15 protein-coding genes, 1 pseudogene and 1 riboswitch are annotated in these 18,306 nt (G+C 74.4%); of the genes and pseudogenes, 11 read left to right on the plus strand and 5 right to left on the minus strand.

The window, feature by feature from the left end:
* The first annotated feature begins 97 nt into the window (after positions 1-97).
* A riboswitch (cobalamin riboswitch) is annotated at positions 98-351 on the plus strand.
* A 30-nt stretch (positions 352-381) separates the two neighbouring features.
* The gene (locus C3486_RS33385) at positions 382-1,497 is read left to right on the plus strand and encodes a HoxN/HupN/NixA family nickel/cobalt transporter (RefSeq protein ID WP_103836625.1); all 1,116 of its coding nucleotides are present in this window, start codon (positions 382-384) and stop codon (positions 1,495-1,497) included.
* 88 nt (positions 1,498-1,585) lie between these two features.
* Here the strand turns inward: C3486_RS33385 and C3486_RS33390 are convergent, their stop codons facing one another.
* Positions 1,586-2,173, minus strand: a complete 588-nt coding sequence (locus C3486_RS33390) for an HhH-GPD-type base excision DNA repair protein (protein ID WP_103836613.1) — start codon at positions 2,171-2,173, stop codon at positions 1,586-1,588.
* Positions 2,174-2,243: 70 nt separating this feature from the next.
* On the opposite strand from C3486_RS33390, the gene C3486_RS33395 reads away from it, so the two are divergent.
* Both C3486_RS33395 and C3486_RS33400 read left to right on the plus strand, forming a co-directional pair.
* A complete protein-coding gene (locus C3486_RS33395) occupies positions 2,244-3,113 on the plus strand; it encodes a PTS sugar transporter subunit IIA (protein ID WP_103836614.1) in 870 nt (289 codons plus the stop codon).
* Between the two features lie 14 nt (positions 3,114-3,127).
* A complete protein-coding gene (locus C3486_RS33400; RefSeq protein ID WP_103836615.1) occupies positions 3,128-4,690 on the plus strand; it encodes a PTS ascorbate transporter subunit IIC in 1,563 nt (520 codons plus the stop codon).
* Positions 4,691-4,778: 88 nt separating this feature from the next.
* Here the strand turns inward: C3486_RS33400 and C3486_RS33405 are convergent, their stop codons facing one another.
* From C3486_RS33405 to C3486_RS33420, 4 genes are all read right to left on the minus strand, one after another.
* Positions 4,779-5,798: a PP2C family protein-serine/threonine phosphatase gene (locus C3486_RS33405; protein WP_181138783.1), complete on the minus strand. Its 1,020-nt coding sequence runs from the start codon at positions 5,796-5,798 to the stop codon at positions 4,779-4,781.
* Positions 5,799-6,078: 280 nt separating this feature from the next.
* Positions 6,079-7,128 (minus strand): AAA family ATPase, encoded by a 1,050-nt coding sequence (locus C3486_RS33410; RefSeq protein ID WP_103836617.1) that lies wholly within the window; start codon positions 7,126-7,128, stop codon positions 6,079-6,081.
* Between the two features lie 286 nt (positions 7,129-7,414).
* Entirely contained in the window at positions 7,415-8,014 is a 600-nt protein-coding gene (locus tag C3486_RS33415) for a GNAT family N-acetyltransferase (protein WP_103836618.1), read from the minus strand.
* A 26-nt stretch (positions 8,015-8,040) separates the two neighbouring features.
* A complete protein-coding gene (locus C3486_RS33420) occupies positions 8,041-9,534 on the minus strand; it encodes an alpha/beta hydrolase (protein WP_258053160.1) in 1,494 nt (497 codons plus the stop codon).
* 157 nt (positions 9,535-9,691) lie between these two features.
* On the opposite strand from C3486_RS33420, the gene C3486_RS33425 reads away from it, so the two are divergent.
* The 8 genes and pseudogenes from C3486_RS33425 to C3486_RS38390 form a co-directional block, all read left to right on the plus strand.
* Positions 9,692-10,948: an ATP-grasp domain-containing protein gene (locus C3486_RS33425; protein ID WP_103836619.1), complete on the plus strand. Its 1,257-nt coding sequence runs from the start codon at positions 9,692-9,694 to the stop codon at positions 10,946-10,948.
* Positions 10,945-11,808: a Rossmann-like domain-containing protein gene (locus C3486_RS33430; RefSeq protein WP_103836620.1), complete on the plus strand. Its 864-nt coding sequence runs from the start codon at positions 10,945-10,947 to the stop codon at positions 11,806-11,808. The genes C3486_RS33425 and C3486_RS33430 overlap by 4 nt, the downstream gene beginning before the upstream one ends.
* Entirely contained in the window at positions 11,805-12,896 is a 1,092-nt protein-coding gene (locus C3486_RS33435; protein WP_103836621.1) for a PLP-dependent cysteine synthase family protein, read from the plus strand. Before C3486_RS33430 ends, C3486_RS33435 begins: the two co-directional genes overlap by 4 nt.
* Positions 12,893-14,053, plus strand: a complete 1,161-nt coding sequence (locus C3486_RS33440) for a mandelate racemase/muconate lactonizing enzyme family protein (protein ID WP_103836622.1) — start codon at positions 12,893-12,895, stop codon at positions 14,051-14,053. Before C3486_RS33435 ends, C3486_RS33440 begins: the two co-directional genes overlap by 4 nt.
* A 17-nt stretch (positions 14,054-14,070) precedes the next feature.
* On the plus strand, positions 14,071-15,318 hold the full coding sequence (locus C3486_RS33445) for an MFS transporter (protein ID WP_103836627.1): 1,248 nt from the start codon (positions 14,071-14,073) through the stop codon (positions 15,316-15,318).
* 20 nt (positions 15,319-15,338) lie between these two features.
* Positions 15,339-16,160 (plus strand): bifunctional 2-polyprenyl-6-hydroxyphenol methylase/3-demethylubiquinol 3-O-methyltransferase UbiG, encoded by an 822-nt coding sequence (locus tag C3486_RS33450; RefSeq protein ID WP_103836623.1) that lies wholly within the window; start codon positions 15,339-15,341, stop codon positions 16,158-16,160.
* 222 nt (positions 16,161-16,382) lie between these two features.
* Positions 16,383-17,972: an ABC transporter substrate-binding protein gene (locus C3486_RS33455; protein ID WP_103836624.1), complete on the plus strand. Its 1,590-nt coding sequence runs from the start codon at positions 16,383-16,385 to the stop codon at positions 17,970-17,972.
* Positions 17,969-18,306, plus strand: a pseudogene (locus tag C3486_RS38390) (hypothetical protein); the annotation flags it as partial. The gene C3486_RS33455 and the pseudogene C3486_RS38390, both read left to right, overlap by 4 nt.

Here is an 18,306-nt window from a genome sequence, read left to right on the forward strand (position 1 = left end):
GCTGACGGTGCGGGGTGGGCTGGCCGGGGGAGGTGGAGGGGCGGGGGTGGGGGGGGAGGGGGTCCCCCCGAAGCGCAGTGGGGGAGGGGCCTCGGGGATAGAGTGACCCAGTCGTGGTGTTCGGGAAGACCGGTGAAGACCTTCGGGTCCGAGTCCGGAGCGGCCCTCGCCACTGTGATCGGGGAGTATCCGACCCTTCCCGTGCGCCGGGGTGGCCCGTGCGTACGGGGGCCACTGTCCGCCGTGTGCGGACGGGAAGGCCGGGCCGGGCACGTCCTCCTCCGAGCGCCCTTGCGCGGGGTGGGGAGGGCCCCGTAAGCCAGGAGACCGGCCACGGCATCTCACGAACTGATCCACGAGGTGCTGGAGCGTGACGGCCGGATGACCGTGCCCACCCATACCCCCACGTCCCCCGAGCCGTCGGCGTTCCGCTGGCGGCGGCAGGACACCCTCCGCACGGCCGGCCTGCTGGGCGTCATAGCCGCGCTGCACGTCGTCGCCTTCGGCGTGCTGTTCCTGCTGGTGGTCCCGAGCCACTACACCGTCGGCACGCAGGTGTTCGGGGTGGGCCTCGGCATCACCGCGTACACCCTCGGCATGCGGCACGCCTTCGACGCCGACCACATCGCCGCGATCGACAACACCACCCGCAAGCTGATGGCCGACGGGAAGCGGCCGGTGTCGGTGGGCTTCTGGTTCGCGCTCGGCCACTCCAGCATGGTCGTGCTGATGGCCGCGCTGGTGTCGGGCGGCGCCGCGCTCGCCGGCACGCTGATGGACGACGACAGCCGGACGCACCAGGTGCTCGGCACGGTCGGCACGACGGTGTCCGGCACGTTCCTCTACCTCATCGCCGCCCTGAACCTCGTCGCGCTGGCCGGCATCTGGCGGGTCTTCCGCGCGATGCGGGCGGGGGAGTACGACGAGACGGAGCTGGAGCGGCAGCTGGACTCGCGCGGCTTCATGAACAGGGTGCTGGGCCGCTTCACCAAGGCGATCACCCGCCCCGGCCAGATGTACCCGATCGGCCTGCTCCTCGGCCTCGGCTTCGACACCGCCACCGAGGTCACGCTGATGGTGATGGCCGGCAGCGGCGCCGCTTCCGGTCTGCCCTGGTACGCGATCCTGTGCCTGCCGCTGCTGTTCGCGGCCGGGATGAGCCTGTTCGACACGCTCGACGGCACGTTCATGAACTTCGCGTACCAGTGGGCGTTCTCCAACCCGGTGCGGAAGGTCTACTACAACCTCACCATCACCGGGCTGTCGATCGCGGTGGCCCTCTTCATCGGCACCATCGAGCTGGTGACCGTGCTGCACGACAAGCTGGGCCTGAAGGACGCGGTCACCGGCTGGATCTCCGGCCTGGACCTGGACAACGTCGGCTACCTCATCGTCGGGCTCTTCGTCGTCGTGTGGGCGGCGGCGCTCGCCTACTGGCGGCTGTCCGGCGTCGAGCAGCGCTGGGCGGCCCGGACCGCGGCCGCCCCCGAAGGCTGAGCGGGCCGGGGCCTTCAGCCCTGCCGGGCGGGCCGGGACCTTCAGCCCTGCCGGGCGCGCCGGACCGTCGCGGAAGGCCCGGTCGGCCTCACTTGCCCGCGGCCTTCTTCGCCGCCCGCTTCATCTCCTGCTTGTAGGCGCGGACCTCGGCGAGGGACTCGGGCCCGGTGATGTCGGCCACCGAGCGGTGCGAGCCCTCCTCGCCGTACGCGCCCGCCGCCTCGCGCCAGCCCTCGGGGCGCACGCCGAACTGCTTGCCGAGCAGCGCCAGGAAGATCTGTGCCTTCTGCTTGCCGAAGCCGGGCAGTTCGTTGAGGCGTTTCAGCAGCTCGGCGCCGGTGCCCGCGTCCCGCCAGACCGCCTCGGCGTCCCCGTCGTAGTGCTCGACGAGGTACTGGCACAGCTGCTGGACCCGCTTGGCCATGGACCGGGGGTAGCGGTGCACCGCCGGCTTGCGGGCCAGCAGCTCCTCGAACGCCTCCGGGTCCTGCGCGGCGATGGCGTGCGCGTCCAGGTCGTCGCCGTTCATCCGCCGGGCGATGGTGTACGGCCCGGTGAACGCCCACTCCATCGGTACCTGCTGGTCCAGCAGCATGCCGACCAGCGCGGCCAGCGGACTGCGGCCGAGCAGTTCGTCGGCTTCCTCCTGCTGTGCGACCCGCATCCTCACGTTCATGTCTCGATGATCCCTTCCGGTGCCCTGCCGCGCATATCCGGGCAAGCGTTTTCGTGCGACGATCCGGTCCATGCCGACACTGAGCGAACTGATCCCCGCCGGCGCCGTGCGGCTGGACGTGGCGGCGGCGGACTGGCGGGAGGCCGTACGGGCGGCCGGTGACCTGTTGGTGGCGACCGGTGCCAGTACCGGCGAGTACACCACGGAAATGATCCAGAACGTCGAGGAGAACGGGCCCTACATCGTCCTCGCGCCCGGCTTCGCCTTCGCGCACGCCCGCCCCTCGCCCGCTGTCCTGCGGACCGGCATGTCGTGGGTGCGGCTGGCCGGGCCGGTGGAGTTCGGGCACGAGACGAACGACCCGGTGACCCTGGTCGTGGGGCTCGCGGCCCGGGACTCCGGCGCCCATACGGAGGCGATGGCCGCGCTGGCCCGGCTGCTGGCCGACCCGGAGACCGAGCGGGCGCTGCGCGAGGCCCGTACGCCGGAGGAGCTGCGCGCGGTGCTGACGCGCCGGGCCGCGCCGGAGCAGCCCGAGTCCGTACGCGCCGCAGAAACGCAGAAGTCCCAGGAAACGCAGAAGGCTCAGGAAGCACGGGAGGCGCAGGGAACCGGGCGGCCGGCGGAGGCGCAGCCGGCCGGCGGCGGTGCCACCCACAAGATCCTCACCGTCTGCGGCAACGGCCTGGGCACCAGCCTCTTCCTGAAGAACACCCTGGAGCAGGTGCTCGACCGCTGGGGCTGGTCCCGGTACGTCACCGTCGAGGCGACCGACACCATCTCCGCCAAGGGCAAGGCCGGCGAGGCCGTCGCCATCCTCACCTCGGGCGAGATCGCCAGGACGCTCGGCGACGTCGGCGTCCCGGTGAAGGTCGTCGAGAACTTCACCAGTACGGGTGAGGTCGACCGCGTCCTCCGCGACACCTACGACGTCCAGTAACGAAGGAACGCACCATGGACTGGCTCGTCTCGATCGCCAAATTCCTCGTCAACGAGGTCCTCAGCCAGCCGGCGTACCTGGTCGGCCTGATCACGGCCACCGGGCTGATCGCCCTGAGGAAGACCGCCGGGCAGATCATCGGCGGCGCCCTCAAGGCGACCCTCGGCTTCCTGCTCATCGGGGCCGGCGCCAATCTGGTCGTCACGGCCCTCGCCCCGCTGGGCGAGATGATCCAGGGCGCGACCGGCGCGCACGGCGTCATCCCCACCAACGAGGCGATCGTCGGCATCGCGCAGCAGCAGTTCGGTGCGCGGGTCGCCTGGCTGATGATCGTCGGCTTCGCGGTCAGTCTGCTGCTGGCCCGCTTCACGCCGCTGCGGTACGTCTTCCTCACCGGTCACCACATGCTGTTCATGGCCACCCTGCTGACCATGGTGCTGGCCACCGCGGGCCAGTCCTCGGCGGTCGTGGTGCTGGCCGGTGGTGTGCTGCTGGGCGTCCTGCTCGTCTCGATGCCGGCCTTCGCGCATCCGTGGACCAAGCGGATCACCGGTGACAACACCATCGCCATCGGCCACTTCGGTACGGCCGGGTACGTGGCGGCCGGCGCGACCGGGCAGCTGGTCGGCCGGCGCAGCCGCAGCACGGAGGACATGAAGCTGCCCGAGGGGCTGCGCTTCCTGCGCGACTCGATGGTGGCCACCGCGCTGTCGATGGTGCTGATCTACGTGATCCTGGCGGTCCTCTTCCTGGCCAAGGCCGGCCGGGAGACCGCGTTCAAGGCGTTCGGCTCGGCCGGCGGCGCGACCGCCACCGGTGTCGGCAACTACCTGATGCAGTCCGTGATGCAGGGCCTGCAGTTCGGCATCGCCGTGGCGATCATCCTCTTCGGCGTGCGGACGATCCTGGGTGAGCTGGTCCCGGCGTTCCAGGGCATCGCCAAGAAGGTCGTGCCCGGCGCGGTGCCGTCCCTGGACGCGCCGATCGTCTTCCCGTACGCGCAGAATGCCGTCCTCATCGGCTTCCTCTGCAGCTTCCTCGGCGGCCTGGTCAGCCTCGGGCTGCTCTCCGCGCTCTTCCATCCGTGGTTCGGGCTGGCGCTGGTGCTGCCGGGTCTGGTGCCGCACTTCTTCACGGGCGGCGCGGCCGGTGTCTACGGCAATGCCACGGGCGGCCGGCGCGGCGCGGCCCTCGGCGCGTTCGTCAACGGCCTCCTCATCACCTTCCTGCCCGCGCTGCTGCTGAAGGTGCTCGGCGCGTTCGGCAAGGAGAACACCACCTTCGGGGACGCCGACTTCGGCTGGTTCGGCTCGCTGATCGGCAACGCGGCGAAGGCGGGCGGCGCGGGCGCCGTCGTCCTGATGCTCGCGATCGGCGCGGTGGTGCTGGCCGGCGCGGTGCTGGTGCAGAAGCGGGTGGTGGAGACCGGCTGGGACCCGGGCGCCCGCCGGGACGCCGTACTGCCGCGGGCCGAGCCGCCCGCCGCGGCGTCCCCGGCCGCCACGACGACGTCGTACGCGAAGATCGCGCCGCCGGCCGGCGCGCCCGTGCCGCCTCCGCCGCCGGAGTCGGACTGAACCGGCCGCCGGACCGACCGCCGGAGTCGGACCGGCCGCCGGAGCCGGACCGACCGCCGGTGCCGGGCGGCCGGTGCTTCCCCGTGGCTCACGGGGAGCGCTGGGAGTGCTGCCCGTCGGGCGGGCGGAAGAGGAGCAGCATCGCGTCGTCGCGGGCGGCCTCGTCCCGGTACCGCGTCAGGTCCGCTTCGAGCGCGTCCAGGACGGCGGTCGGGCCGTGGCCGCAGAAGGAGCTCAGGCGCTCGGCGAGCGGGTAGAACTCGCCGTCGGGGTTGCGGCATTCGGCGACCCCGTCCGTGCACAGCAGCAGCCAGTCGCCGGGTGCCGGGCGGACCACTGCGGTCGGGCAGCGGTCGCCCGCCATCCGCATCAGCCCGAGCGGTGCCGTCGCCTGCAGCCCCGAGAGCCAGGTCGCCCGGCCGCCGCGCACCAGGAGCGGCGGCGGATGCCCGCAGTTCAGCAGCTCGACCCGGCCGTCGTCGTACACGGTGATCAGCAGTGCGGTGACGAAGCCCTCGCAGTGGTGGATGCGGGTGACGGAGGTGTCCATCCGCAGGGCGATGCCCGCCAGGCTGCTCTCGTGGTGCGCGAGCTCGCGCCAGATGTGCAGCGTCTCGGCGGCCGTCGCGACCACGTCCAGGCCCTTGCCGGACACGTCGCCGATGAGCAGCCGCACGCCGAACGGGGTGCGTTCGGCGCCGCAGATGTCGCCGCCGACCGTGGCGCCGGGGGTGGCCGCGAGGTACCGGGCCTCCAGTCGCACCCCGCCCACCGACTCGGGCGGCCGGGGCAGCACCGCCGCCTGGGTCACCTGGGCCAGTCGGCCGAGCCGGGCGATCCTCAGCTCCTGGCGGCGGACGCGCCGGGCGGCCGTGCGGACCACAGCGGTCACGGCCAGCACGCTCGCGAGCGCCGCGTACACCGGTATGGGCTTCGCGCCCCAGCCCAGTACCGCGACGCCGCCCACCGCCGCGGCGCCGGCGCCCAGTACGCGGCGGACGTCGGGCCGTCCGATCGCGGGCAGCGCGGCGACGGCGGGCATCAACGGGAGGAAGAGCAGGGGGAGGTCCAGGAACCGGCCGAGGGCGGCACAGACGGCGGCCAGCAAGAGGGGAAACGTTCCTAGAGCGAGTCTCGACGTTCTGCCGGGCGGCGGTGCGGCCGGTACGCCGGGGTGAGCGCGTCCGGCCGGAGGAAGCTTCGGCATGACGAGACTCCGCTGAGCTGCGGCTGGAGCCGAACAGCTTAGCCAGCCCGCGATGCACAGGTGATGCATATAGGGGAAGACGCAGGTCAGCGGGGGCGGGAACGGTCATGCGCCGGGTGGGGCGGAGGCCGGTGGTGCAACCCTGGCGGGACGGGCCGCAGCGGGACCGTCCGTGCCGGGTTCACGAGTTCCGCAGCGACCACGTCAGGAAGCGGACGGTGATCTCGCGTTCCTCACCCGACCGGCTCAGCTGCTGCCGTCCGTACGCGCGGGTGAGCCGCGGCATCCGGAAGGCGCTGCCCCCGCCGACGGCCGGCACCGGCTCGATCAGCGACTGCCACGACAGGCCCGTGAGGGCCGCGGTGAGCGGGCCGGGCGGCAGCCGCTCGTCCCCGCACACCTCCCGTACGTGCGCCGGTTCGAAGCCGCCGGGGAAGACGCTGCAGCGCGCCCAGAGCAGCCGCTCGTCCGCGGTGCAGAGCCGGTGGCTCCAGCCCAGGGAATCCCGCAGCGTCCGGTGCCGGCCGGCCGGACCCGGCGCGGCGGCCGGCAGGTCCAGGGCGTCCTCGGCCCGGACGAGGCAGGCCAGGACGTCGTCGACCGTGTGGTGCGCGAGCTGGTCGGCGGCGATGAGCACGGCGAGCGGCAGCCCCTCCAGCTGCGCGCAGATGTGCCGGACGGTGCCGGGCGCCACCGTCCCCCCGGCGCCCAGCCGCCGGACCTGCGCCTCGAAGAGTTCGGCCGCGGCGTCCGGCGGCACGGGGGCCAGCGGATACCTGCCCGGGGTCTTCAACGGCGTACGGCTGGTGGCCAGTACGCGCAGGCCGGGGCAGGCGTCGACCAGCGTGCCGAACGCCTCGGCACAGGGCCCGGCCAGATGCTCGCAGGTGTCCACGACCAGCAGTGCCGGAGTGCTGCCCAGCGCCTCGGCCAGCGCGGTGAGCTGGGGCTTTCCGGGATGGCCGTCGCGACGCAGCGCGCGGGCCAGCCAGTGCGGTACCAGCGCGGGGTCGCCGAGGCGCGTCAGGTCGGTCCGGCCCACCACGGTCCCCGGTTCGAGCGCAGCGCGCCGGGCCAGCGCGGCGGCGAGCGCGCTCTTGCCCACGCCGCCGGGGCCGACCACGGTCACCAGGCGGGTGCGCCGCAGCAGCTCCTCGACCTCCGCCAGCTCGGCCTGCCGTCCGGCGAAGGCGGCCTGCGCGCTGTACTCCGAATGTTCCGACTCCCGCATGAGCCCCGCCTCCGAAGTGGACGTCCGGAAGAGTCATCTCCGGAAGAGGCCGCCAGCCTGCCCGGCGGGACGGGGCGCGGGCATCGGTGACCGGCCGGTTTAGGTATACCTAAAGCGCTCCCACCGCCCCACCCGGTACCCACGGTACCGGCCGCCCGGCCCGCTCCGGCGTACCGTCGGCAACCGACCGCTGCTGATCAACTGCGCTCCTCGGTACGCCGTTTGGCCACCCGATCGGCTACGTATCCTGCCCTGTACCGACCGTGCGGGACCGGGGTGCGGAGCGTCAGGTCCGGGCGGGCGCCGGCGCACGCGCGGGCATCGGGATCTCGAAGTGGACCGTCTCGACGCCGGGGCCGTGTTCGCCGGTCGCGCGGGCGTCGAACACCTCGTGGGCCAGGCTGCGCCAGAAGGCGCCGCTGCCCTCGACCTTCACGTTGGTGTGCAGGTAGATGCGGGCGTAGCCGGGGGTGGCTGCCACGAAGTCGCAGGCGCGGCGGACCATCGTGCGGGCCAGGCCGTGCCGCCGGTGCGCCGGGTCGACGTAGACGCGGACGAGCTGGGCCGTGGAGCCGGAGGGGTAGCGGTCGGCGAGCCAGCGGGGGTGCGGAGGGTGGGCGGGGCCCGCGGACCGGATGCCGGTGGTGCCCACCACCTCGCCCCGGTGGACGGCGACGAGCAGCAGGTGGCGCGGGTCGTCGAGGTAGGTGCCGGGGATGTCGACGACGTCCTGGTGCCACTGCGGCACGTAGCCGTAGTCGAACTCCCGGTAGAGCGTGTCGAGCATGACGCGGCGGGCGCCGGCGACGTCGGCGGGGGTGGCGGTCCGGACGGTGTACGCGGGGGTTCCGGGGGCCGCGGCGTGCGGGGTGACGGTGACGGTCATGGCGGTCCGTGCTTTCTGGCGGGCAGTCAGGGTGTCGGCAGGCCGGGTCCGGTGCAGTGCACGTCGGCCGACGGTACGGTCCCGCCCACGAGGTACGCGGCCGCCGCGCCGTCCACGCAGGCGTTGCCCCGGCTGGCGAACACCCCATGGGAGTAGTCGTCGTGCAGGGTGACCAGCCGGGAGCCGGGCAGCCGCCGCTGCATCGCGCGGGCCCCGGCGACCGGGGTGACGGGGTCGTGGTCGGAGGCGACGAGAAGGACGGGCGGGGCCGCGGGGCTGCCGAGCGCGGTGCGGTGGGCCGGCCGGTGGTGCCAGTACGCGCAGACGGACGCCTCGACGCCGGTGAGCACCGGCTGCGGGTCCAGGCCGCGCAGCCGGCGGAGTCCGGTGACGACCCGTGCGGGCGTCGGGCCGGGGCCGTCGGCGCACTTGACCGTGCGGTTGGCGGCCTCGTAGGTGCGGGAGGCGGCGCCGTCGAAGGGCTCGGCGGGGCGGAGCAGCCGTACGTCGCCCGTCCGCAGGTATGCGCGGATGCCGTCGGCGAGGGCGGTCCAGCGTTCGGTGCGGCCGAGGGCCCGGTAGACGGTGCGGTCGAACGCGGCGGCGCCGAAACCATTGACGGGGCGGGCGGCGAGTGTGTCGCGGGCGCGCTGGTAGGCGGCGCGTACCGCGGTGGCGGTCGCGCCGAGGCCGAAGCGCTCGGCGTGCGCGGCGGTCCAGCCGAAGAAGGTGTCGCGCTGGCGCAGCAGGGCGCGGGCCTGCCGGAGGTCGAAGTCGTACCAGTCCTCGGGGCCGACGACGCTGTCGAGCACCATCCGGTCGACGCGGTGCGGGAACCGGGCGGCGTAGGCGGCGCCGAGATAGGTGCCGTAGGACACCCCGAGGTAGCTGATGCGCCGTTCGCCGAGGGCGGCGCGCAGCGCGTCCATGTCGCGGGCCGTCTCGGTGGTGGAGAGGTGCGGGAGGGCGGCGCCGACACCGGTGGCGCAGTCGTCGGCCGTGCGGCGGAGCGTGTCGAGGTGGGCGCGTTCGGCGGCGGGATCCATCGGTACCGGGTCCTCGCCCGGCGCGTCGAAGAGGCCGCCCATCGGGCCGCAGTCGGCGGGCGCGCTCCGCCCGGTGCCGCGCGGGTCGAAGCCGATGACGTCGTATGCACGGCGCACGCTCTCGGGAAGTTTGGCGCGCTTGGTGACGGCGTACGGGAGGCCGGAGCCGCCGGGGCCGCCGGGGTTCACGAGCAGGACGCCGCGCCGCTCGCCGGCGGTGCCCGAGGCCGGTACGCGGGAGACGGCGAGGCGTATGTGCCGGCCGTCCGGGCTGCCGCGGTCCAGTGGGACGGACAGCTCGCCGCATTCGACGCGGTCGGGGCCCTGCGGGTCCGGTACGGAGTCGGGGCAGGCGCCGAAGCGCAGGCCGGGGGAGTGGGGCGGGGCGGCGTGCGCGGGTGCGGCGGGCAGGAGCGCGGCTGCGGTGGCGGTGAGCGCGCACAGCAGGCCGGAGCGGCGGGCGGCGGTGATCACAGGTCTCGCATTCGGGGCAGTGGCGGGGACACCGTGCAATCGGGTGACTTGAAAACGATTATCGTTTACAGTGTGGGGCGGTCAAGCCGGACGGCTCCGCCAGGACCCGTCCCCGGCTCGGCCGACGACCGCAACACACCGCCGGAGAAGGGGAATCGTGGCGCATCTGCTGATGGTCGAGAGCTGGGTCGGAGCGATGAGCCGGCTGCTGCCGCGCGCGATCCGCGAGGGCGGACACGAGTTCACCTTCCTCACCCGCGACCTGCACCACTACCTGCGCAGCGCGCCCGAGGGCACGGCCCACCCGCTGCTCGGCGCCCGCAACGTGCTCACCGCCGACACCAACGACCTGGACGCCCTGCTGCCGTACGCCGAGCGGCTGCACGCGGCGCTCGGCTTCGACGGCGTGCTCACCTCCTGCGACTACTACCTGCCGACCGTCGCGCGGCTCGCCGGCCACCTCGGCCTGCCGGGCCCGGCGCCGGAGGCCGTCGAGACCGCCTGCCGCAAGGACGCCACCCGCCGGGCGCTCGCGGAGGCCGGGCTGCCGCAGCCCCGGTTCGCCGTCTGCGCCGACCGCACCGAAGCGGCCGCTGCCGCCGCCCGGATCGGCTACCCGCTGGTCCTGAAGCCGGTGGACCTGTGCGCCGGGATGTTCGTACGCAAGGTCGCCGACGAGGCCGAACTCCAGCGCGCCTACCGGGCCGTCGAGGGCTTCCCCGTCAACGCGCGCGGCCAGCGCCGGGCACCCGTCGTCCTCCTCGAAGAGCTGCTGCACGGCCCCGAGGTCAGCGTGGAGACCGTGACGCACGGCGGCTCCACGCACGTCGTCGGGGTCACGGACAAGAGCGTGGGCGGCGCCCCGGCCTTCATCGAGACCGGGCACATGTTCCCCGCCGCGCTCTCCGCGGCCGACGCGGCCGCGGCGGCCGACACCGCCGTGCAGGCCGTCAAGGCGCTGGGCCTCGACGACGTCGTCGGACACACCGAGATCAAGCTGACGCCCGACGGGCCACGCGTCGTCGAGGTCAACCCGCGCCCCGCAGGCAACCGCATCACCGAGCTGATCCGCCATGTCACCGGCATCGACGTGGCCGCCGCCTGCGTGGACGTCGCGCTCGGCCACCGGCCCGACCTGACCGTCCGCGCCACCGGACTGCGCAGCGCCGCCATCGGCTTCCTCGTACCGGAGCGGGCGGGCACGCTCACCGGCATCGACGGCGCCGACGCCGTCCGGGCGGCCGACGGGGTACTGGAACTCCAGCTCGCCGACCCGGGCAAGGCCGTGCGGGCCGCGGGCAGCAACAACGACTACCTGGGGCACGTCATGGCCGGCGACCCGGACGGACCGGGCGCACGCGCCCGCGTCGAGGAACTGCTGTCCGGCCTGCGCCCGCGGGTGGTGGGCCGGTGACCCCCCGTACCGCCGCCACCTCCTACGACGACCTGGTGACCCGCGTCCTGGCGGGCGCGTACGGCCCCGACCCGGCCGGGCTGCGGATCTCCGTGGCCTTCAGCACCCGGCAGGCCGTACGCCACGCGGGCCGCAGCGGCGGTTACCGCAACGAGGTGCTGAGCCTCCGGCTGGGCGCGGCCGTCGGCTCCTGCGCGGTGGAGCCCGGCACGCTGACCGACCCGGCCGTCGAGGCGTGCGTGGGCGCGGACGTCGCAGGGCTGCTGGCGCACGAGCTGCTGCCCGTACGGGTCGCGGCACTGGACGCGTACCTGATGCACGTCCTGCCGCACGCGTCGGCGCTCGGCGCCCGGCCCTTCCCGCTGCCTGCCGGCAGCTCGCTGGAGAAGTCCCGGGCCAGGGCGCGGGCCGTCGTCGAGCTGATCGACGCGCCGCCCGGCGCCCGGGTGCTGGTCGTCGGCGTGGTCAACTCGCTGCTGGAGGCGGTGCGCGAGCGCGGCATGACGTACGTGCCGTGCGACCTCAAGGGCGGCACCACCGAGTGGGGCGAGCCGGTCGTCACCGACGCGCTCGCCGCGCTGGACCGCTGCGACGCGGTGCTGGCGTCCGGAATGACCCTGGGCAACGGCACCTTCGAGGCGCTGCGGACGCACGCCGCCGCGCGCGGCATCCCGCTGGTGATGTTCGCGCAGACCGGCAGCGCCGTCCTGCCGCGCTTCCTCGGGGCAGGGGTGAGCGCGGTCTGCGCCGAGCCGTATCCGTTCTTCTGGCTGGACGGCGGGCCCGGCACCCTCCACCGGTACGCCGGACCGCCGGCCGCGTCCGACCGCAGCCCCGCGGCCTCCGGAGCCGCCGCATGACCACGGCCGTCCTGCGCCCCACCGCCAACCCGCAGCTGCTCGGCCTGGTCGGCCGCAGCCCGCTCGCCCGGATCACCACCCCGCTGCCCTGCCCCCACCCCGGCTTCTGGGCCAAGCTCGAAGGGCTCGCGCCCGGCGGCATGAAGGCACGGGCCGCCGTCTCCATGCTGCTCGGCGCCCGGGAACGCGGCGAACTCCGGCCCGGCGCACCCGTCGTGGAGTCCAGCTCCGGCACGCTCGGCATCGGCCTGGCCTTCGCCGGCCAGGCCCTCGGCCACCCCGTCGTCCTGGTCGGCGACACCGAACTCGAGCCGTCCATGCGGCAGTTGCTGCGTACGTACGGGGTCCGGCTGGAGCTGGTGGACCGCCCGGCGGCCGAGGGCGGCTGGCAGGCCGCGCGGCTGGCCAGGCTGCGGTCCCTGCTCGCCGAACTCCCCGGCGCCTACTGGCCCGACCAGTACAACAACCCCGACAACGTGGCCGGTTACGCCTCGCTCGCCGCCGAGATCGCCGCCGATCTGGACCACCTCGACGTCCTGGTGTGCAGCGTCGGCACCGGCGGCCACAGCGCGGGCATCGTCGGCCCGCTGCGCCGCCACTGGCCGGGGCTGCGGCTGATCGGCGTGGACGCCACCGGCTCCACGATCTTCGGACAGCCCGCCAGGCCCCGCCTGATGCGCGGCCTCGGCAGCAGCATCCACCCGCGGAACGTGGCCTACGACGCGTTCGACGAGGTGCACTGGGTCGGCCCCGCCGAGTCCGCCGGTGCCTGCCGCCGGCTCGCCGCGGGCAACTTCGTCAGCGGCGGCTGGAGCACCGGCGCCGTCGCGCTGGTCGCCGCCTGGGCGGCCCGCGTCCACCCCGGCGCGGTCGTCGCCACCGTCTTTCCCGACGGGCCGCAGCGCTACCTCGGCACCGTCTACGACGACGACTTCGCCGCCGCGCACGGCCTCGACCCGGCCGGCGCCGCCACCCGCCCCGTCGAGATCCCGCACCCGCGGGCCGCCGAGGCCACCGGCTGGACCCGCTGCCGCACGGTCACCGACCCGCTCGCCGCCCGCACCACCCCCTGGGAAGGGACCCCGTGAAGCTCAGCCAGCGCACCGTACGGCTCCGGCTCACCGAGCCGCTGCGCATCTCCCGCTCGACCATGGCGGCCCGCGACGCCGTCTGGCTCGCCGTCGAACACCAAGGACAGCGCGGCTACGGCGAGGCCGTGACCAGCACCTATTACCGCCTGGACGCCGCCACCCTCACCCGGCTCTGCCGGGAGACCGCGCTGGAGCTGGCCCGCTTCGCCGACCCGGAGACGGCACTCGCCGCCCTGCGCGCGGGCGAACTGCCGGCCGCGGACACGCCGCCCGCCGTGACCGCCGCCGTCGAGTCGGCCCTGCTCGACCTCGTCGGCAAGCGCGCCGACCTCCCCGCGCACCGGCTCCTCGGGACCATGGACGCGCCCCGCGCCGCGACGGCCCGCACCATCGGCATCGGCTCCCGCCGGCACGCGGGGGAGCAGGCCGGCCGGCTGGCCCGGCACGGCTTCTCCGTACTCAAGGTCAAGGCCGGCTCGCCCGACCCCGAGGACGACCTGGACCGCGTCCTCGCGGTACGCACGGCGGCCCCGCACGCCCGGCTGCTGCTCGACCCCAACGGCGCCTGGACCACCGCCCAGGCCGTCGCGCTGCTGCCCCGGTACGCCGACCTGGGCGTCGAGGCCGTGGAACAGCCGCTCGCACCCGGCGACCCCGAAGCGCTCGCCCGGCTCGCGGAACGCTCGCCGCTGCCGGTCATCGCCGACGAGGACGCCGTCTCGTACGAGGACGCCCGGCGGCTGGCGGGCCGGGTGCACGGCGTCAACGTCAAGCTCGCCAAGTGCGGCGGCGTGCACGCGGCCCTGCGCATCGCGGAGCTGCTCGCGGACAGCGGCACGGACCTGATGCTCGGCTGCCTGACCGCCAGCACGCTCGGGCTCGCGCCCGCCGTCCACCTCGCCGACCGCGCCCGCTGGGCCGACCTCGACGGCCACCTGCTGCTCGCCCACGACCCCTGGACGGGCATCGGCGGCACCGACGGCACGGTACGGGCAGGCCGGGGTCCCGGCCTCGGCGTACGGCCCGTCCCCGACGCCGGCCTCCCGCATCCGACGCCCGCCCCGGCCGCCGCAGAGGCCCCCTCTCCGGCCACCGCCGCGGTCTCCTCCCCGGCCTCCGCGCCCGTCTCCGCTGCCGCGGAGGTGCCCCGGTGAAGAAGACCTGGCACGAGATGCGCGGCTTCCCGCTCGCCATCCGCCTCCTCCTGGTCAACCAGCTCGGCGTCAACACCGGCTTCTACCTGCTCGTCCCGTACCTCGCGGTGCACCTCGGCGAGGACCTGGGCATGTCGGCAGCGGTGGTCGGCATCGTGCTCGGCGTCCGCAACCTCAGCCAGCAGGGCCTGTTCCTCATCGGCGGGTCGGCCGCCGACCGGCTCGGCGCACGCGGCGTCATCATCGCGGGCTGCGCCCTGCGCACCGTCGGCTTCGCGCTCTTCGCCCTCGGTGACGGCCTGGCCGTCCTGCTCGCCGCCTCGGTCCTCAGCGGACTGGCCGGCGCACTGTTCAACCCGGCCGTACGCGCCTACCTCGCGCAGGAGGCGGGCGACCGCAAGGCCGAGGCGTTCGCCCTGTTCAACGTCTTCGCGACGACCGGCGCGCTGGTCGGCCCGCTGCTCGGCTCGGCGCTGCTGCTGGTCGACTTCCGGGCCTCCGCGCTCACCGCCGCCGCGATCTTCGCCGTCCTCACCGCGGCCCAGGCCGCCGTGCTGCCCGCCCGCTCGGTGACGCCCACGAAGAACTCCGTCCTGGGCGACTGGCGCGAGGCCGTCGGCAACCGTGTCTTCCTCGCCTTCGCGCTCGCCATGGTCGGCATGTTCACCATGGAGAACCAGCTGTACCTGCTGCTGCCGGACGCCGCCCGCCGGGCCACCGGCTTCGACGGCGCGGCCGGCATCGTCTTCCTCGTCGGCACCGCCGCCAACCTCACCCTCCAGCTCCGCCTGACCCGCACCCTGAAGGAACGCGGCAGCCGCGCCCGCTGGATCACCGCCGGACTCGCCCTGATGGGCCTGGCGTTCGTCCCGCCGATGGCCGTCGCGGGCCTGACCGGGCCGCCCGGCGGCCCCGGCGCCGCCGCACTGCGCGCCCTGCCCGTACTGGCCGGAGCGCTCCTGCTCTACCTCGGCGTGATGATCGCGCAGCCGTTCGTGATGGAGCTGATCCCCGACTTCGGCCGCGCCGAGCTGACCGGTACGTACTTCGGCCTGTTCTACGTCGTCTCCGGCATCGCCGCAGCGCTCGGCAACACCGTCGTCGGCTGGGCCATGGACACCGGCGACCGCGCCGGGACGGCCTGGCTGCCGTGGGCCTGCTGCCTGGCCTTCGGCCTGCTGTCCGCCGCCGGCGTGGCCTGGCTGCACCGGCTGCGCGGCCTGCCGGACCGTACGCCCGCCGAGGCCGTGGCGGTGGCGGCGTGAGCACCCTGGAAGGAACCCCCGTGCGCACCGGAAACCCGGCGGGTGCCGTCCCGTCGTCCCGCAACCTCCTGACCGACAACCCCGAGCTGTACGAGGCCCGCTTCCCCGACGACGAACGGCTGGCCGGCCGCTGGGCCGAGGACTGCCTGCTCCACCACGGAGCGGGGCCGCGCGTCCTGGACATGGGCTGCGGCACCGGGCGCGACGCCGCGTACCTGTACCGCGTGGGCCGCTCCGTCGTCGGCGCCGACCTCTCCGAGGCGATGCTGGCGTACGCGCGCACGCACCACCCCGGCCCCGCCTACGTCCGGGCCGACCTGCGCGCCTTCCGCTTCCCCGCCCGCTCCTTCGACGCCGTCGTCTGCCTGGACAGCGCCCTGCTGTACTGCCACACCAACGACCAGCTCGACGGCTTCCTCGCCTCCTGCCGGCGGAGCCTGGCACCCGGCGGCCTGCTCGTCGCGGAGATGCGCAACGGCGCGTTCTTCCTCGGCCGCACCGACCTCCTCGACGCGCCGGCCACCACCTGCTTCACCTGGGAGGGCACCACCTGGACCGCGACCACCACCCTCACCGTCGACCGCGCCGCGCAACTGCTCCGCCGCACCCGCGTATGGACCGCCGACGACGGCACACCGCCCCACGAACAGCGCTCCGCCTGGCGGCTCCTCTTCCCCCAGGAGCTGCGCCACCTGCTCGCCGCGCACGGCTTCGAGGTACTGGCCCTGCACGACGGGCCGGGACCGCGCACGGAACCGCCCTGGCAGGAGGGCGACGGTCCGGGGCGGCGGCTGGACGCTGACCGGCTGCACGTGGTGGCCCGGCTGACACATGCCGGCTGACGGACACCGGCTGACGCATGCCGGCTGACCGCATCGCCCGGACCGCGACCGGGCCCGCTGCCGCCCGTACGGCGACCGCATCCGCTCGTATCGCGTCCGCTTCCGCATCTGCCCGTACCGCGACCGCTTCAGCTCGTACCCCGACAGCATCCGCTCGTCAGCTTCCGCTCGTACCTCGTACGCGACCGCTTCCGCTCGTATCCCGTACCGAAGGACACCGTCATGCCCCCTGCTCCCCTCGACGACTCCCGCTTCCCCGGCCTGCGCCGCCGGGGATTCCTCGCGGCCGCCGGCGGCGCTGCCGGGCTCGGCGCGCTCGCCCTGGCCGGCTGCGGCGGACCGGGCGGCTCGGGCGCGGCCGCGGACGGCGGCAGACCCCGGCGCGGCGGCACGCTGCGGGCCGCCTTCGCGGGCGGCGGCGCGAGCGAGACCCTCGACCCGCACCGCACCAACCTCTTCGTCGACGCCGCCCGGTCCAAGGCCCTCTTCGACCTGCTCGCCGACTACGGCGACGACCTCTCCGCACAGCCCCGCCTGGCCGCCTCCTGGGAGCCCAACGACGGCCTGGACCGCTGGCGCGTGAAGCTGCGCAAGGCCGCCTTCCACGACGGCAAGCCGGTCACCGCCGCCGACGTCCTGTACAGCTACCGCCGCATCGCCGACCCCAAGGAGAGCTTCCGCGCGAAGGCGTCCCTGGAGCCCATCGACCTCAAGGCGAGCCGGGCCGTCGACAGCCGCACGGTCGAGTTCGTCCTGAAGCGGCCCACGGCCGAATTCCCCAACGTGCTCGCGGCGTTCGGCGCGTACATCGTCCCCGAGGGCGCGCACGACTTCGACCGGAAGCCGGTGGGCAGCGGCCCCTTCCGCTTCGTGTCCTTCGAGCCGGGCCGCAGCACCGTCGTCGAGCGCAACGACGACTACTGGGACGGCGCCCCGCACCTGGACCGGCTGGAGTTCGTCATCGCCAACGAGGAGTCGGCCCGCGTCAACTCCCTCCTCGGCGGCCAGGTCGAGTACGCCCACGAGCTGAACCCCACCACGGCACGCGCCCACGAGGGCAAGGGGCAGATAGAGATCGTCCGGCTGCGCAACAGCGCCATGCAGGCCTTCGCGATGAAGACCGACCGGGCGCCGTTCGACGACGAGCGGGTGCGCGAGGCGTTCTTCCTGATCGCCGACCGCAAGGAGCTGGTCGCCGGCGCCCTCTCCGGCGCCGGAGAGATCGGCAACGACCTCTTCGGCAAGGGCTACGAGTACTACGCCGACGGCCTGCCGCAGCGCACCCAGGACCTGGACAAGGCCCGTCACCTGCTCAAGAAGGCGGACGCCGAGGGCCTGCGGGTCACCCTGGACACCTCCGACGTCGCCGCCGGCTTCACCGAGGCCGCCGCCATCTTCCGCGACCAGGCCGCGCGGGCCGGGGTACGGGTGACGGTACGGACGGGCAGCAAGGACACCTACTGGGCCGACACCCTGAACTCCGGCACGCTCGCCTGCTATCGCTCCGGCGCCATGCCCATCGAGACCCACATCTCCCAGCGCCTCCTCTCCGACTCCACCACCAACGCCACTCACTGGCACCACAAGGACTTCGACGCCCTCTACCAGCAGGCCCAGTCCACGAAGGACAAGAAGGACCGGGCCGCCGTCTACGCCCGGATGCAGCGCCGCCTGCACGCCGAAGGCGGCTTCCTGGTCTGGGGCTTCGCCGACTGGATCCTCGGCACGGCCCGCACCGTGCGGGGCGTCGCGCACGACGCCCCGGCCAACACCCTGAACTGGGCCCGCTTCGACAGGGTGTGGCTGGCGTGAGGGGGACGGAGACGGGGGAGGCCGGCCTGGCGTTCGGCGCCGGCGAGGCCGGAGGAGCCGGAACGGCCACCGGCACCACCGGCACCACCGGCACCACCGGGGCCGCCGGGGCGGCCGGGGTCCTCGATCCCCCTGCCGTCCCGGAGACGGCGCCCACCGCCCCCGCCAGCCCCCGGGACACCGGCCTGCGTTCCTGGGTGGTCCGGCGGCTGCTGCTCGGTGCCGGCCAGACCCTGGCGGTCGTCCTGCTCGTCTTCGCCCTCACCGAGGCGCTGCCGGGCGACGCGGCCGTGGCCCTCGCCGGCGACCAGCCCGACCCCGCCCGCATCGCGGC

Source organism: Streptomyces sp. Ru73 (assembly GCF_002920575.1).
Lineage (GTDB): Bacteria > Actinomycetota > Actinomycetes > Streptomycetales > Streptomycetaceae > Streptomyces.